This window comes from Anditalea andensis (assembly GCF_000714815.1).
Taxonomy (GTDB): Bacteria; Bacteroidota; Bacteroidia; order Cytophagales; family Cyclobacteriaceae; genus Anditalea; species Anditalea andensis.
Genome location: NZ_JMIH01000039.1, coordinates 47513 through 63655 on the forward strand (window position 1 = coordinate 47513; position 16143 = coordinate 63655).

Genomic DNA, 16143 nt, shown 5'->3' on the forward strand with positions numbered 1-16143 from the left:
GGTATACATTAGGAACTTATTTTTATTCTATTCATATATATTAGGACGTGGTTTGACTATTGAAATCTTTTTGACTCAGCCTAATTTTTGGAGCCAAACCGTAAATATTGATATGGTTTTCCCCTTCCGCTACCATTAACCAAATTACATAAAATGGAATAAGTTGATAATATCCTGGTTTATTTATATCATGGCACCTTTTTGCCCCAGCCACTATGATTACCCATATTGACAGAAGACCTAATATTAGTAATATGATTTCTCCATATTCCAGATCAAAATTATTTTTTTTTATTTTAGAATAGATTAATAGAAAATTGGCTAAAACCACTAAAAGTACCGATAAGAAAACAAAAATATAATCCGATCTCCTTATTCTTCCTTTAGTAAAAAAATACTCTTTTATAATCTGCATCCCTTCCTGCCTATAGAACTCTAAAATACATGATGCCACATGCATACAAAGCCTATAATGATCTTATATGATTAAATAATTTTATCAAAAATAAAAAAAAAATATTACAATACTGCTTAATAGATGGTGGAAAAACGCATTTATATACAATATAATCAATAAATGACATAAAAAAGATCAAGAAGGATACTTCCCAACTTGATCTTTTTTTTCTGGTAAACATTGATTTACTTGTTCAAGCTTAGGCGCTAAAGGCCTCTTTTAATACAAATTATCTAACTGCGCCAAATCCAGTAGTGGGAGTCACCTGTCCTGGAATGATCACTCGATCGACTACGTGGATCACACCGTTTGATGCCTGTACATCTGATTTCATTATACGAGCACCACCTACTACCATTCTGTTTACTCCTCCTGCGGTCGCTACTGCTCCTTCAGTTTCTATGGGAATTTCTACACCATCTGAAGTTTCCATGGTCTGTCTACCGGTAAAATCATTCATGCCTACTTTAGCAGGAAAAATATGCGCCTTGATTACCCTAGTGAGCATATCTTTGTTTTCAGGTTTGGTCAATGCTTCATATTGCCTTACTGTAAGTTCCTTAAAAGCATCGTTTGTAGGTATAAAGACTGTAAACTCATCGGCAGCCCTCATAGAAGGTGCCAATCCCGACTGGTCAACCAATTCCATAAATTTAGAAAAATTCTCATCATCCCTTATCAATGAAAAAATGTCTTGGCCTTCTGTATCCCCATTAAACATTTCTTCATAATTCAAATCATCTCTTTCCCTGTTGTCCATCAACAGCTCATCGGAAATTTGTTGCTGTTGAGCCATAGATACCGATATGCCAAGTACCATCAAAGCTATCAATGCTGTCAAATGTCTGAAACTATTATCAATTATTTTCATATTAAAATTATATTTTGGTTTAAAACTTTATTTTTTATTATAATTTTCACATTAAAGTACAAATTCTATGCCACTGACTTATTAGATAATCAATAATTAACAAAAACACATGACTGGCCAGCACAAGCCTAACAATAATTGAAAAGTCACTACACTTTAATACTAGCAGAATAATTTAGGTGTATTTTATGGATTTAAAAGTATATGACTGAAGGGATGTAGGTAATGTTTATTCATATACCTTTCTATGTAAAAAGTAATTTATGAGAAATAAACATATCCATAAATGAATATGGAATATAAGTTTAAATGATGATGCTTTTTGATGGAATGAGTTACATATCCTAAGATTTTCTTTTTTTATCCCACCAGATATATGCTATAAACAAAAATAAACTCACCACAGATACCCATATAAAACCAGTTTTAAGGCCATCAGTGGTTTCCCCCAATACAGCTATAAAAACGGTTAAAGGAGCTATCCCTACCAAGGTTGCACCAACAAATTTCCAATAGTTCATTTTAAGTATTCCTGCTATTAGACTGATGGCATCATTTGACAATAAGGGGTTTATTCTTGTGATTATCACGGCCCAAAAGCCATAATCTTCTAAAAAACCTACTGCTTTTTTTTCGGATTTTTCTCCAATAAATCTTTTTACCAAACTTGCTCCATAAATCCGGCCTATAAAGTATGCCACCGTGGCTGCTGAGTAGATGGCAGCAAGTACAATCAAGCTTCCCCATATAGGACCATAAGCCAGTATAGAGACTACCATCAATGCAAAAGATGGGATGACCAATACGACTATCTGCGCCACCATACTTACTATCAGGATTACAGGTCCAATCCATCCAAACTGGCTTACCCACTCCTTAGTCCTATTCTCATCACCACTGGTCAGAACTTCCCATGCGTTTTGAAAAAACTGCTGGACTTCCGGTATTAAAAAATAAGTTGCGATTGCTATCCCAATGAGGGCCAAAGATACATACAGGGGAAGTTTACTTTTTTTATTTTTTGATTCTCCTTTTGCTTCTTTAGTATTCATGATGTCCAGCGACTATTGACTCCTATTTAATTTAAAATTGTTTAAAGCAAATGTTAATCCATAACTGCTGCTCAAGCTAGCATCCTGATTATTCACTATGGACACAATAAATCAAATTCTATAAATTACTGCTTCGTAATGTACGGTTATGTAACAATCAATTGTTCAAAATAGAACTACAAAATTCCATTTATAACCTTTAATCGACTTACAATAGATATCATAACTTTGGAATACAGATTGGGGTCATTGATTTAAAAGAATAAATATGACGCATTTCCTTCTATGGTTGATACTACTGGTTTTATGCTGGCCAATAGCTATAATATATATGATATTATATCCCATTTTATGGCTGTTACTTCTTCCTATTAGATTCTTGGGGTTGGCAGTCAATCTATCATTTACATTAATAGGGAAATTGCTGATGTTACCTTTTACATGGTTGAAAATTAGATAAATTGGATCTTATCAGATATTATCGGGATCGGGATGGACCCAAGCTTCTCTATATGATCTTGAGAGTAATTGGGTAGCTTCTTCATCACCAGGTATGCTCCTTGATATAGGATCGTAAACCAGGGCTCTACCCAAAATCATAGACAAATTGGCCAAAATACAGCTGGCAGATGATATATGCCCTTCCTGAATGTCAGCGATAGGTTTAACATTATGCTCTATAGCATGTATAAAATTTTGGAGATGTTTTCTGGTGGCAGGAGCGGCGTGCAGTTCTATATCTTTTTCCTTTAGGTCTTCAGGGTATCTTTCCTTTTCATAAATTGCCTCCCCGTGTTCAGACGCCCCACCATCCACTGGTATGAAATCGTATTGGAAAGTACTACCCTTAAGCGTGCCTTTTTCACCATATAGGATAAAGGACCAAGGGTAAGTTGGATCTGAAGGGGATCCCCAGGTTCTATGCTGCCATGAACAGTTAAGTTCATCAAATTCAAAGACAGCTGATTGGGTATCGGCTATGGTAGACTTCCCTCCTTTCTGTACATATATTCCCCCTGAAGCATGTATGCGCTTAGGCCACCCAAGGTCGAGCATCCATCGTACAGTGTCCAGCATGTGAACAGCCATATCTCCGGTAATACCATTGCCATATTCCATCATTGTCCGCCACCCACCTCTATGTGGCAGGCCTGTATAAGGAAGAAGCGGTGCTGGCCCAGTCCACTGCTCATAATCAAAAAAATCTGGTACAGGCTCGACAGGAGGATTACCATTCTCCCTCATATGATAATAGCAACACATGTCCACATGAGAGATTTTTCCAAGCTTTCCTGTGTCTACAAATCGTTTTTTGGCCTCTATAAGATGAGGAGTACTTTTCCTTTGCGTACCCACCTGAACTACTTTATTATATTTACGGGCAGCTGCCACCATAGCTTCACCTTCTATTACATCCACACTGAGAGGTTTCTGCACATAAACGTGCGCACCTGCTCTCAAAGCATCTATGGTTTGTAAGGCATGCCAATGGTCCGGACTTGCGATAAGGACTATATCCAGCTGGTTTTCAACTAACATAATACTATGATCATTATATAGTTTGGGTACCTTTCCGGTTTTTTGTCTTTCACTTACAAGCTTTCCTGCTTCTGTCAACATGTGTTTATCTGGATCGCAGAGGGCGACTACTTCTACTTGCGCCACCTGTATCAACCTGAAAAGATCACTTTTACCATACCACCCAGCACCTATCAATGCCACTTTATAGATTTTATCATCTGATGAAAACTGTATAGCCTCAGCTCCTATGGCCGTAAGTGCAAAGAACGCTGTAGATCCCTTAATAAAGTGGCGTCTGTTTATTTTATAATGATCCATACACAAAATGGGTGGTTAGATGATAAAATATTTTTACTATATTCAAATCAATATAAGTTTTCTCTCAAACAAATCCACTTTAACCTGTACATAAAACCTAAAAGATTTTTTTAATGAAAAATAATAATTTTTGTTTTCCTGTCATATACTTTCCGGGTTTAAGCACTAATAGTTGAACAATGAAAAATAGTACGCTGCAACATATCTTAAAAGAACACCATAGCAGTGCCTATATCTGGGCCCGGCAATGTTGTTCGTTTGATGAAGATATGGCAAAGGATGTTTTGCAGCTGGTATATTTAAAAATACTTGAAGGAAAGGCAGTTTATCATGAAAAGTCAAGTTTGAAAACCTGGCTCTTCTCCGTGATCAAATTTACTGCTGCTGAATTCAAAAGAAAAGAGCAAGTGACCATTGGCCTGGATGATCTAATAGAATACGCCCAAACCGCAGAGGAAGAGCAGCAGGGGTTCCATGAGGCTATGATCATGCTTTTGCCAAAAAGACAGCAAGAGGTACTGCTATTGGTTTTTTACCACAGTTTAACGCTGGAAAAAGCAGCAGTTGTGATGGGCATCAGTATTGGATCTGTTCGGACCCACTATGATAGGGGCAAAAAAAACTTACGGGAACTAATCATAAAAAATAATAGACATGAAAATGCCTGAGGATAGAGATATGGAGATACTGGATGGCTTTTTTGCCGAGATGAAGGAAAAGGACAAAGGATTGACCATACCTGCATTCCTTCCGCATAAAAAAGCCAGTAATTGGAAGTTGATACCTATTGGCATAGCTGCCACACTATTATTGGTTATATGGTCAAGATACGAAGAAGAACCCGTTTACGATCTGGATCATGATGTGGTCATTATCAGTTTGGATAAGCAGCCTGGCGAGGAGATGTATATTGGTATCCAGACTGCCTCATCCTTAGATATCTGGGAAGCTCCCAGTACATCATTGCTGACTGAATTTTAAAAAATTATGATATGAAAAAGTTGATAATTATATGTCTACTATTGACTTTTGGGCAGGGTCATGCGCAGGACCTGTTTCAGGAGTCACTCTATTCCGCTGATCTGGTGATGATGCACCAGGATAAGATCAAACTGAGTGATCAGCAGCGTGAACGGATCAAAAAATACCAGTATCAGAATGCCAAAGATTTTAATCTACTAAAAAAAGATTTGGAGCGTGCAACTTCAAAGTTAAAAGAAATGCTGAATGAGCGAAACCTTCACCAGGGAGAAGTTCAAATTCAAATGGATAAGGTTTTGGCCTTGGAAAATTCCCTCAAACAAAAACAGCTCGCCACGCTGATTGCCATAAAAAATGTCCTCAATGCTTCACAACAGGACGCATTGAAAAAACTGAAAGCAGCATCACGACCATTAAATGGAGTAGCTTCAGTATCTAGGTCTAATGGTACTGCTGGCAATGGAGTAGCTATGACTATTCATAATGGCAACTCGGTTGATCAACCTTCCTTTTATATATCCTCCAAAAGTGGCCTTATCAAAATAAAGGACGTCAGCACTATATCGCCCGATGACATCAAAGCCATAGAAGTACTTAAAGGGGATACTGCCGTCGAAAGAATGGGTAATGAAGGTAAAAACGGCGTCATTATCATCACGCTTAAAGATGGAGCTCAATATGATTTGAAAAACAGCAAATAAATTTCTCTTACTCGGAAAGATACTTTTACATTAGCCTCCCCTGTAACTCCCTTTCCTTAATTTCTTACAATTTAACTTACACCGAAAATCAAATCTTCCTTTGATGGATTAAATTTGTTATAAGCAATACTTACCTCACAGGACGCCTAGCTCCTCCAAAGCCCGGATTATGATTTCATCCTTGCTAAGATCCGACCAATCAAATTCTGCGAAAATATCCGGGGGGACTCCCTGTTCAGCATAATTGTTTCCTCCAAGATCGAGAATTTGGGATACGCTAAACCTGTATGTCCAGCCATTTGGTAACTGACCTCCATTTGGCAATCCGCCTCCTCCTCCTGTATAATCCCCAACTAGGGTTAAGGTGGAAATATATTTAGTCAGCAAAGCAAAAAAAGTTGTAGCAGAATATGACCCACGGTCAATGAGCACCATCACCGGTTTAAAATATTGAATTCCACGATGGGCTCCAATAAAAAAAGGCTCCGGGGGTCCAAAATCACTTCGTAAAGGTCCATTACGAGTAATGGCACTGGCAGCATGTATTCTCCTAAAAGTGAATCTTTCCAGCATGATAGGGATATTAGAAATGGCCCCTCCCCCATTTTCCCTCAGGTCCAATATGAGTCCTTGGGTATCACGGTATCTGGTTAAAACATGATCAAGGGACCTTGGATCTAGATTGTTTAAAAAACTACTATATCTGATGTATCCCACGGTACCACCAGCGATGAAATCATGGTAAAATGGACCGGTTATATGTGCATTGGGAATATAAAATTCTTCCACTGTTCTTGAAAAAAATTGCTTTCTTTCCTTTAACGGAAGGTTATATCTAGAAATATTAAACGGGGAAATCAAGTTCGAATGATCATCCCTAAGTTCATTCATCATAGCAGCCATCACATCAAATAGTGCTTCTTCAGTCATATCAGGTGATAACTGAGCACGATAACGTATCCGGATTTCATCCCAATCGACTTCTTTCAATTCAAAATAACTGTACTTTCTGTCTATTTCATTCCAGAGATAGTCAAAGTTTACAAAGGGATCGCTACTGGCATAATCGCTTTCAAAAAATATATTTTCGCAAGCGCTGAGCATAAAGGACAAGAAAAATATGGTCCATATTCTGTTCATGACTATTTCTTGTTATTGTTGATGATAAGGGTATACTGCAGCGTATGGGAAGCCATTTGAAAGGCTTCGTGTCTACCGGGAGCATGAGCGGCATCCCAGAGATAACTTATTTTACGTCCGTTACCGGATGGTTTAAACCAGCTATACTCCAGCCTTGTGCCCAATCGCCAACCGTTCAGAGACCATTTATAGGCATCCAGTACCCAGGAAGCCGGGTCAGTATCCGTCCCATCCCATTCATTGTGATATACATAAGCATAGCCGGGCCTGCGATTGAGGTTCAGTAGGCCTATGTTGGCCTGGATATCGACATACCTGCGGACAGGCTGTAAAGTGGTCTGCACAAATAAAAATTTAAAAGGGATAGGTACCAAACGAGATATGTCCCTGTTGAGCCTTCCCGCTACCATGAGATTGGCCAGATTTTCAAGGCCCATGGCGGCATTCTGCAATTCTGGATTGATACGGATATTTTGAGTAAGGTTCAAGGCAGCTCCCAATTTGATGGAGTTTTTATCATTGGACAATCTTTCTATCCGATGTAAATAATGCGCATAACTGCCCAGGTTTATAAAAAAAGCTGGAGTGATGCTTTGAAAAAAATCGCTTCTAGGAGCATTGGCTATAACTATACTGCCATTAAGGTCTATTTCGATTAGAAAGTCCTTTTTCCTGTTTTGCCTCAGCCAACCATATCCGATATGAAAACCAGCACCTGAATAAAAAAGCGGAGAAGTAGCAAAGTCTCTATATACTGGAATTACAATGCCTATAGAGCGCTGCAGAAATCTGTTGTCTTTTAAACTATCGGGATCGGATAAATTTGAAGCGTACGTGAACAATGGAATACTAACGATCATCAAGAAAAAAATAAACTTATTCATAAAATAGCATTATAACCAAATAATTATTCATTATATTTTGTATCATAGAATAAATTGTAAATATATAAAGTTTATTCAAGTAATGTAATTAGATTATATATTTATAAAATCATTTACCCCTACTTCCTATAAATTCGGTCTCTTTAGGTGGATGCTGCCTCAGAGCATTCAAAAGAGACTGGTCCCGATTATATATATCCTTTCTAAAATGAACTGTGCCATCATCCTCGGCCCAAGTAGTCATATAAAGTAGGTGAACAGGAAGAGGGCTGGTAAGGAATATGGTTTGCTCTTTTCCTAGGGCAATAGTACGTTTAATTTTGTCAGTTGTCCAATCCTTTTTGTCACTAAGTAAATATTCGACTAGCTCCATAGGCCTGCTGATGCGTATACATCCTGAACTGAATGACCTGTCCACTTGTGCAAAGAGGTTGCGTGCCGGGGTATCGTGAATGTAAATGCTATGTTGGTTTGGGAACATAAATTTTACTGATCCCAAAGCATTGTCCTTTCCGGGAGCCTGCCGGACCATGTATGGAAAATTTGAACGGTTGACATTCTTCCAGTCTACAGTCACTGGATTTACTACGGTTCCATCATTTCGGATAAGTTGCATATTTTTCTGAGAGAAGTATTCAGGATTTTTCTTTACCGCAGGGATAATATCCTGCCAAAGTATGGTGGGTGGTACTGTCCAAGTTGGTGCCAGCACCAGGTGGTTCATGACTGAACTGAAAACAGGTGTTTGTCTATATGGCCGTCCCACTATCGCCTCACAGGTAAACACGGGCTGATCATTTTCTACCACCTGCATCTCAAAATTAGCAATATTAACTTTTATATATTTCTCTCCCAATTCATCACTTAACCATCTCCATCGTTCAAGGTTAGCTTCAATGGCAGCTATGCGGTCATATACAGAAATATTTAAAGCTTCTACTGTCTCCTTTCCCACTATACCATCAGCAGTAAGCCCGTGTATCTTTTGGAATGATAAAACACTGGCATATAGCTTATCATCAAAAAATAATGAATCCGTACTCTGCCCTGCTGACAGCCTTTTTTTTAATTTAGCCACATCAGGATGGGATATTCCCTTCTCTAGTTTGATACCAGTGATCACTATAGGTTCCCACCCTCCATTAGCTTCCAGGTCTCTATAGATGGCAAGACCTTTTTTCAGATTACTGTATTCCCTATGTGAAGGGGTTAGGCTCTCTATGCTTTCAATAACCCGATCATAAACGATGGTGCTGTCGGTAAACCTGGCAAGGTCATGCCTTGCAGTCCTTTTTGCAGCCATCCATCTTGGATCTACGGTTTCTTGATCGGTTTTCCCGGCAGATAGATGGGTAGAAATCATTAGATAGGCATCGGTAAGCAGAAGTTCCAGATTTACCTTATCATCTATTTTCAGTCCTTTTTCATAAAATACTTTTTCGACCAAAGCTTCAATAGCCATAAGATGGTAATCTTGTGGATGCAGCCCATCCTGGGATATATTACGGATGACGTAAAGCATTTCGTTAACTTTATCTATATTGCCCCACTTGGGCAGGACGATCTGGTCTTCTTCTTCGTACAGGGCAGCAATGCTTTCAAGATTATAAATAAGATCACCATGAAATTTCCCTGGAATACCGGTATCAGCTTTTAATCGCTGCTTAAATCTATCGGAAAATTCACTGTTACGACCACAGCCCACGCAGAGAAATAGTACTAATAATAGATAATATAAAGCAAAACCGTAAAATTTCATATTTAAGTTTAGCGTAAACATAATAAACCCCAAACTAGTAATAAATACTGGTTTACCATTCAGAGAAATTTAAAAAATTTACAATAAATCCACATTATTAAACTATAACATTAATTTTTATAAGTATTGGTTTTCACCCTTATTAATACCTTTATTCAAAGATAAAATGAAAAAAAGCTTTCCTTAATTTTTCGATCATCAGTGTCGATTGATGGATGACTGCTTTGGAAGAAATAAATGCTGTTAAAATCATACTTCCTGAAGATATTAGCGTAAAGCACATTAATCCGAAAGTTGTAAAAAATGGTTTTTTTTAAATATATATAATTATGTGAATTGCCTTTTCCAGGTTTGCCTGAAGCATCATCTATAAGAAAATAGTATGGAATTAACTGTTGTCTTACTTATTATTTGATCAATAACAAACGTATAATGAAACGGGTAATCCAAGGTTATGATAGAGACATATCAGCAAGTTTATAAGCATAAATTTAAGTATAAAGAAATTAGTCTCCAGATTATAAATAATAGAGTCATCCATTTAAGGGTGTTTTTATTCTGGCTCATCATTCGTAATAGTTACCATGTATAACATCCAGTATTTAATTGGTTGCAACAGCCTATAAAGCAAATAAATGATGAGGATAAGCAAAATCTGGATTGATATTCTAAGTACTGCGGTTCTTTTTCCCTAATTTTTCTTAAATTTAATAGTATGTGATATGAATACCTCTGCCTATCACAAATGTCCATTTGTAATTAATAAATTTATCCCTACCTTAAAACCCTATTTATCAGTAAACCTATAAATTTCCCATGAGTAACCTTAATATTAAAGCAGTGGCTGAGCATACTTATGATGCCATTGTAGTCGGCTCCGGCATTAGCGGCGGTTTTGCAGCCAAAGAACTTTGTGAAAAAGGATTAAAAACACTGGTGCTTGAAAGAGGACATCTGGTCACACATTTAGAGGATTATGTATCCATGAATAAGGATCCCTGGGAGTTTGAAAATTTTAACAGATTGACCTATAAAGACAGGGAAGATTTTTTTGTGCAGGCCAGAAGTGGTTTTGTAGGCGAAGAAAACAAGCATTTTTACCATAATGATAAGGCAGATCCATATGAGGAAAAGCAGGGTTTTGACTGGATTCGTGCTGATGTAGTCGGTGGCCGTTCTTTACTTTGGGGACGCCAGTGCTATCGCTGGTCCGATCTTGATTTTGAAGCCAATGCAAAGGACGGCCATGGTGTGGACTGGCCCATAAGATATAAAGATCTAGCTCCATGGTATGATTATGTAGAGGGATATGTAGGGGTGTCTGGCGAAAAAATGGGCCTAACACATGTTCCAGATGGTAATTTTCTACCTCCCATGGATATGAATTGCCTCGAAAAGCACATTAAAAAAGAAATAGAAAGTAAATTTCGTTTCAGGCATATGACCATAGGCCGTGTGGCAAATTTGACAAAAGAACACAATGGACGAGGAGCATGCCAGTCCAGAAACCGCTGCTCTAGGGGCTGTCCGTATGGGGCATATTACAGTAGTAATGCTGTAGCCCTTCCTGATGCAGCCAAAACAGGGAATATGACGCTCCGACCCAATAGTATGGTGCATTCGGTAATCTATGACGAGCAATCCGGCAAGGCCAGAGGCGTAAGAATAGTAGACCGCGAGTCAAAAGAAATGATCGAATATTATGCTAGGATAATTTTCCTTAATGCTTCTGCTCCCGGTACTGCCGCGATTATGCTCAATTCTACATCAGATAGATTTCCTAATGGTATAGGTAATGACAGTGGCGAATTGGGTCATAATATCATGGACCATCACTATAGACTGGGGGCTTCAGGGACTTTTGATGGATTTGAAGAAGTATATTACCAAGGTCGCAGACCAAATGGTATCTATATTCCCCGTTTTAGAAATATCAATGAACAGACCAAAACAGCTGCGTTTTTACGTGGATACGGTTATCAGGGTGGTGCGAGCCGGACAAATTGGGCCCGCGGTGCAAATGATAAAGCATTTGGGGCCAATTTCAAAGACAATTTGGTGCAGGCTGGGCCTTGGAGCTTTAGTATCACAGGATTTGGGGAAGTCCTACCGTATCATGACAACCATATGTACCTCGATCAAAACCAAAAGGATCAGTGGGGATTGCCCAAAATGGTCTTTGACGCACGCTATAGAGAAAATGAAATGGCCATGAGGGAATATATCAAATCTGATGCTGCTGAAATGTTGGAAGCTGCAGGATTGAAAAATGTCCATACATGGGATAACATAGGCTCCATAGGAATAGGAGTCCATGAGATGGGCATGGCGAGGATGGGAAAAAATCCTAAAAGCTCCGTTCTGAACAAAAACAACCAAGTACATAATGTGCCTAATGTCTATGTGACAGATGGCGCCTGTATGACATCTTCAGGGTCTCAAAACCCCTCTATTACTTATCTGGCACTTACTGCTAGAGCGGTGGATCATGCCATCAAAGAACTTAACCGTACCAATTTATAGCCTATTAAATATGAACAGAAGAGAAGCATTGAAAGGAACTGCCATGATATTGGGTTATGCTTTGACGGGCAGTACCATAGCCACCTTAATCCAGTCATGCGAACCCGGTAGTAAACTTTCGTGGACACCACAAGTAATCAGCGAGGGACAAGCCAAAACTCTTTCAGCCCTGATAGATAGGATCCTTCCTTCCACAGATACTCCCGGAGGAATAGAAGTTGGTGTAGACCGATTTATAGATAAAATTCTTTGCCAGGTATTCCCAGTGGATGTACAAGAAAGTTTTTCAACTGGTATTGATATTTTTAACCAATATGCCAAAGCACAATATGGACAGCAATTTATAAAACTTAGCCATGTGGAACAGGATGCCATAATATCGGCAGTTGAAGAAAAGTCAGACCCACTGCCCGGATCACTGTGGAATTTATCTGTGAAAGATGCTGCAGACTTTCCATTTTACAGAATGACCAAAGAATTAGCCCTTATCGGTTATTTCCAGTCTGAAAGGATCAGTAAAGAAGTCCTTAAATATAATCCCATACCGGGGCCTTATATCGGATGCCTACCTTATAGTGAGGTAGGAAGTAACTGGTCGGAATGATTACCGATATTAAAAAAACAATTTTCAGTTTACAGGTATTTAATACGGTATTAAAAAAATTTAATTAACAATCTGACATTCACCTCATTAATTTCCTTGTACGGAAGCCAAAGAAATCTATCTGTAGGTAAATTACTAAGGCTAAACAAGATATATATCTCCATAGGATCTCTAAAAAGTAAAGAATGCAAATGCAGACTACTGCAAATGCATTCTTTACCTCTTCTCTTATTTATGAGGTAATCATTATCTATTGCAATTATATTATAGTTCCAAAGAAATTCTTTGGCCTCCATTGGCAGCAGATTCGTATATAGCTTCTATTATTCTTACATCCCTCAATCCCATTTCACCAGGTACAGGAGTATTAGGATCATTATTAAGGACACGCTGGGCAAAATCATCCATCTGAAGTGCCTGCTGGTTTACTTGCCCATGATGGATTACCCTTTCATGGGTCTCTCCTCTTTGACCGCTATAGTAAAAAGCTGGAGTAAGTTCAAAATAACCCTCCTCTGTCTCCGCCCGGTGACTATCCTCATCTGCCCAAAAATTGCTTTCGCACTTGGCTACCGCACCACTAGGAAATTCCAGTTCAAATTCCATAGCTTCGTCGACATCATTAAATATGTCTGGTCTTTGTTTTGTCAGTTCATTAGCAGTGACCGCTATTGGGTTCTCTCCTATGGTATAAATCGCTGCCTGAATATTATAAATTCCCATATCCCAAACCGAACCTCCGCCCAGCGCTCTTCTCGCTCTCCAGTTTTCCGGATCATCGACATATAATTTAAAATCACTTTCAATTTCAGTAACCCGGCCGTAAACCATATCTCTTCCCAAGTGCATAATCTCCTGATGATAGGGGTCAAAATGCAACCTGTACCCTACAGACATAAGCTTACCTGCTGCATCACGGGCTGCTATCATCTGTTCAGCTTCAGCTACAGATGGAGCTATAGGCTTTTCACAAATTACATGTTTCCCTGCCTGAAATGCCCTGATAGCAAATTCTGGATGTAGGGCTGGAGGAAGCACTAAATAAATGACATCAATATCATCATTATGAGCTATCTCGTCAAAGTTATCGTAGTTGTAAATGTTTTCAGCTGGAAAACCATACTTCTTTTGAAATCGAGTACCAGATTCGGGAGTTCCAGTCACCACGCCAGCCAATCTACAATATTGGGTTTCCAGTAGTGCAGGTCCTAACTGATCTGTACTGTATTCGCCTAACCCCACTAGCGCTATCCCCACCTGTCTGTCAGGTGCTGCTTGTATAGGACCATCATTTTCTTGCGTACAGGATTGACCAATTAATGCTGGCGCTACAAATGCTGAAGCCCCTACCCCTAATGAGAAATTTTTTAAAAAATTCCTGCGCGATTTGTTCTGGTTAGTAAATTTCTTCATAATTCTAGCTTAAAAGGTTTTTAGTGAATGATAATTTCTTATTCTGTTTTTCAAACACCAAACCAGTCAAATATTAATTGTATTAAACCATAAAATTTCTTAAAAATTAACTATTATTTTATATATATTATATGAAAAATTATATTATATGCCATTTAAATAATTATGTTATTGTATCCTAAAATAGCCATATTGAGTAAAATGTTCTATAAAGGGCAACAGGAATATGACTATATTACTTTATTCAATAAAAATAAAAAATGGTTATATTAATACTTAAATGTATTAAGTTTATATTATCCGTTTACACAATGACCTTTGATTTATGACCTTTTTATTTTTATTATTGTATAATATCTTTTTAGCTTATCAAACTCCTATTAAATGTTTTGAACTCCGCTCAGAAGGTATTGATAGAAGCCAATTACCCATTTTTATTATCAGCGAATTATCTTACGATGATCAGTACGATTACTATCTGGAAGATCTTTTAAGCAAAAAAGAATATCCCGTACAATTCTCAGATGACCAAACCTTAATAACTTGGATAGAGGAATTTCCCCCTAATCAAACCATACGGGTAGCACTGAAGAAAAGAATAGAAAAAAAGACTTCTTTGACTACAAAAATAAATTTTCATCAAGACAATAATGGAATATTGGCGACCACGGAAGGAAAGCCCATACTTTTTTATCAAAGCAAAGTAACAGGGCCAGAAGGTAATCATGCTGAATACTATAATCGAAGTGGATTTATTCATCCGCTATATAGTCCTGCTGGTAAAATACTAACAGATGGCTTTCCCAAAGGTCATACCCATCAAAACGGAATATTCAATGCATGGACCAATACTACATATGATGGCGAGCACCTTGACTTCTGGAACAGACAAAAGGGCCTCGGTACAATTCAACATGAAAAATCGATTACCGTTCACCCAGGAAAAATTTCCGGGAAAATGGTCACTATTATCAGACATATCAGCTTACTCCATGGTCCCATTATAGAAGAAAAATGGACAATAAAAATATACGGAACAGAAAAATACTACATGTTTGACCTTTGGTCAGAACAGGTAAACATTAGTCAAGACACTTTATTTTTAAATGAACATGATTATGGAGGTATGGCATTTAGAGGAAGTAAATCGTGGAATAGGGATGATTCAGTCCATTTTAGTAATACATGGCAAGTATTGACAAGTGAGGGATTAACAAATGAAACAGCTAACCATTCAAAGGCTGCTTGGGTAAATGTCTACGGAATCATTGATGAATCAAATGCAGGCCTGGCTGTATTTGGGTTTCCCAGTAATTTCAGAGCTCCGCAGTCCGTCAGGGTACACCCAGATATGCCTTACTGGGTATATACCCCTGTAGCCGAAGGAGCTTTCTATATAATACCCGGCCAAAAATACATCAGCAGATACCGGTATATAACTCATGACGGATCTATTGACTTGACAGAATTGAACAGGATTCAATCAGATCTCTCACAACCGGTAAAAGTAAAGACAATCAGGCGATGATATGTGTGGCTTCAAAACCACATAAAAAAAGCCCACTTTAACATAAGTAGGCCTTTAATGGGATAAAGTCAAAATAGCGAGCTTATTTAAATATATATATATTTATCCAATATGTTATAAATATCAGTTTAATTATTTTTTATCATTACAAAACACATTCTATATTTTAAATCGCATTCTTATTTTATACTATCCACAGCCATGTTTTGGCTTAATACGATGTAATCATATAATAATACACTAGACACGATTTGCATTCGGATCCAATTTATTTTTTTCATGATGGACAATTTTTTCTAAAAGTGCCAAATGGATAGAACTTTCGTACCTGACTTACTCCGAACACTGACTGATAAATCCATTGTTTTTTATTTACCTGTAAAGTCATCAG

General features: G+C 38.0%; 14 protein-coding genes. 6 read left to right on the forward strand and 8 right to left on the reverse strand.

Annotated features, from left to right (window positions below; all coding sequences use genetic code 11):
• Positions 1-40: 40 nt before the first annotated feature.
• The 4 genes from EL17_RS21460 to EL17_RS21475 all read right to left on the reverse strand — a co-directional run bounded on the left by EL17_RS21460 (position 41) and on the right by EL17_RS21475 (position 4219).
• Positions 41-460 carry a DUF805 domain-containing protein gene (locus tag EL17_RS21460; protein ID WP_051720310.1) on the reverse strand — a complete coding sequence of 140 codons (420 nt, stop codon included), beginning with the start codon at positions 458-460 and terminating at the stop codon, positions 41-43.
• A gap of 226 nt (positions 461-686) precedes the next feature.
• Positions 687-1328, reverse strand: coding sequence for a fasciclin domain-containing protein (locus EL17_RS22915; RefSeq protein ID WP_051720312.1), 642 nt, complete (start codon positions 1326-1328; stop codon positions 687-689).
• A 344-nt stretch (positions 1329-1672) separates the two neighbouring features.
• Positions 1673-2380, reverse strand: coding sequence for a TVP38/TMEM64 family protein (locus tag EL17_RS21470; RefSeq protein ID WP_035079411.1), 708 nt, complete (start codon positions 2378-2380; stop codon positions 1673-1675).
• 471 nt (positions 2381-2851) lie between these two features.
• Entirely contained in the window at positions 2852-4219 is a 1368-nt protein-coding gene (locus EL17_RS21475) for a Gfo/Idh/MocA family protein (RefSeq protein WP_035079413.1), read from the reverse strand.
• 179 nt (positions 4220-4398) lie between these two features.
• On the opposite strand from EL17_RS21475, the gene EL17_RS21480 reads away from it, so the two are divergent.
• Genes EL17_RS21480 through EL17_RS21490 form a run of 3 tightly spaced genes read left to right on the forward strand, consistent with a single transcriptional unit; the run spans position 4399 to position 5901 of the window.
• Positions 4399-4887 carry an RNA polymerase sigma factor gene (locus tag EL17_RS21480; RefSeq protein ID WP_035079415.1) on the forward strand — a complete coding sequence of 163 codons (489 nt, stop codon included), beginning with the start codon at positions 4399-4401 and terminating at the stop codon, positions 4885-4887.
• Complete coding sequence (locus tag EL17_RS21485) at positions 4874-5200, forward strand: hypothetical protein (RefSeq protein WP_035079417.1); 327 nt, start codon at positions 4874-4876, stop codon at positions 5198-5200. The genes EL17_RS21480 and EL17_RS21485 overlap by 14 nt, the downstream gene beginning before the upstream one ends.
• An 11-nt stretch (positions 5201-5211) precedes the next feature.
• On the forward strand, positions 5212-5901 hold the full coding sequence (locus EL17_RS21490) for a TonB-dependent receptor plug domain-containing protein (RefSeq protein WP_051720315.1): 690 nt from the start codon (positions 5212-5214) through the stop codon (positions 5899-5901).
• Positions 5902-6036: 135 nt separating this feature from the next.
• Here EL17_RS21490 and EL17_RS21495 read toward each other — a convergent pair whose 3' ends face one another.
• The 3 genes from EL17_RS21495 to EL17_RS21505 all read right to left on the reverse strand — a co-directional run bounded on the left by EL17_RS21495 (position 6037) and on the right by EL17_RS21505 (position 9684).
• Positions 6037-7041, reverse strand: a complete 1005-nt coding sequence (locus tag EL17_RS21495) for a S41 family peptidase (protein WP_035079419.1) — start codon at positions 7039-7041, stop codon at positions 6037-6039.
• Positions 7042-7043: 2 nt separating this feature from the next.
• Positions 7044-7925 carry a hypothetical protein gene (locus tag EL17_RS21500; protein WP_035079422.1) on the reverse strand — a complete coding sequence of 294 codons (882 nt, stop codon included), beginning with the start codon at positions 7923-7925 and terminating at the stop codon, positions 7044-7046.
• A gap of 109 nt (positions 7926-8034) precedes the next feature.
• On the reverse strand, positions 8035-9684 hold the full coding sequence (locus tag EL17_RS21505) for a L,D-transpeptidase family protein (RefSeq protein WP_164675212.1): 1650 nt from the start codon (positions 9682-9684) through the stop codon (positions 8035-8037).
• Positions 9685-10500: 816 nt separating this feature from the next.
• Between EL17_RS21505 and EL17_RS21510 the strand changes: the two genes are divergently transcribed.
• Positions 10501-12207: a GMC oxidoreductase gene (locus EL17_RS21510; protein ID WP_035079424.1), complete on the forward strand. Its 1707-nt coding sequence runs from the start codon at positions 10501-10503 to the stop codon at positions 12205-12207.
• A gap of 10 nt (positions 12208-12217) precedes the next feature.
• Positions 12218-12811: a gluconate 2-dehydrogenase subunit 3 family protein gene (locus EL17_RS21515; RefSeq protein ID WP_035079427.1), complete on the forward strand. Its 594-nt coding sequence runs from the start codon at positions 12218-12220 to the stop codon at positions 12809-12811.
• 264 nt (positions 12812-13075) lie between these two features.
• On the opposite strand, the gene EL17_RS21520 is transcribed toward EL17_RS21515, so the two are convergent.
• Positions 13076-14224, reverse strand: a complete 1149-nt coding sequence (locus EL17_RS21520) for a Gfo/Idh/MocA family protein (RefSeq protein ID WP_035079431.1) — start codon at positions 14222-14224, stop codon at positions 13076-13078.
• Between the two features lie 325 nt (positions 14225-14549).
• Here EL17_RS21520 and EL17_RS21525 point away from each other — a divergent pair, with 325 nt between their 5' ends.
• A complete protein-coding gene (locus tag EL17_RS21525) occupies positions 14550-15752 on the forward strand; it encodes a DUF6807 domain-containing protein (RefSeq protein WP_051720320.1) in 1203 nt (400 codons plus the stop codon).
• Positions 15753-16143: the final 391 nt, after the last annotated feature.

Excerpts from the sequence above, each read along its gene's own strand:
- EL17_RS21510 (WP_035079424.1), top strand. The coding sequence starts at position 10,501 with ATGAGTAACCTTAATATTAAAGCAGTGGCTGAGCATACTTATGATGCC.
- EL17_RS21480 (WP_035079415.1), top strand. The coding sequence starts at position 4,399 with ATGAAAAATAGTACGCTGCAACATATCTTAAAAGAACACCATAGCAGT.
- EL17_RS21460 (WP_051720310.1), bottom strand. The coding sequence starts at position 460 with ATGCATGTGGCATCATGTATTTTAGAGTTCTATAGGCAGGAAGGGATG.
- EL17_RS21475 (WP_035079413.1), bottom strand. The coding sequence starts at position 4,219 with ATGGATCATTATAAAATAAACAGACGCCACTTTATTAAGGGATCTACA.
- EL17_RS22915 (WP_051720312.1), bottom strand. The coding sequence starts at position 1,328 with ATGAAAATAATTGATAATAGTTTCAGACATTTGACAGCATTGATAGCT.
- EL17_RS21515 (WP_035079427.1), top strand. The coding sequence starts at position 12,218 with ATGAACAGAAGAGAAGCATTGAAAGGAACTGCCATGATATTGGGTTAT.
- EL17_RS21490 (WP_051720315.1), top strand. The coding sequence starts at position 5,212 with ATGAAAAAGTTGATAATTATATGTCTACTATTGACTTTTGGGCAGGGT.
- EL17_RS21525 (WP_051720320.1), top strand. The coding sequence starts at position 14,550 with ATGACCTTTTTATTTTTATTATTGTATAATATCTTTTTAGCTTATCAA.
- EL17_RS21470 (WP_035079411.1), bottom strand. The coding sequence starts at position 2,380 with ATGAATACTAAAGAAGCAAAAGGAGAATCAAAAAATAAAAAAAGTAAA.
- EL17_RS21495 (WP_035079419.1), bottom strand. The coding sequence starts at position 7,041 with ATGAACAGAATATGGACCATATTTTTCTTGTCCTTTATGCTCAGCGCT.
- EL17_RS21485 (WP_035079417.1), top strand. The coding sequence starts at position 4,874 with ATGAAAATGCCTGAGGATAGAGATATGGAGATACTGGATGGCTTTTTT.
- EL17_RS21500 (WP_035079422.1), bottom strand. The coding sequence starts at position 7,925 with ATGAATAAGTTTATTTTTTTCTTGATGATCGTTAGTATTCCATTGTTC.
- EL17_RS21505 (WP_164675212.1), bottom strand. The coding sequence starts at position 9,684 with ATGAAATTTTACGGTTTTGCTTTATATTATCTATTATTAGTACTATTT.
- EL17_RS21520 (WP_035079431.1), bottom strand. The coding sequence starts at position 14,224 with ATGAAGAAATTTACTAACCAGAACAAATCGCGCAGGAATTTTTTAAAA.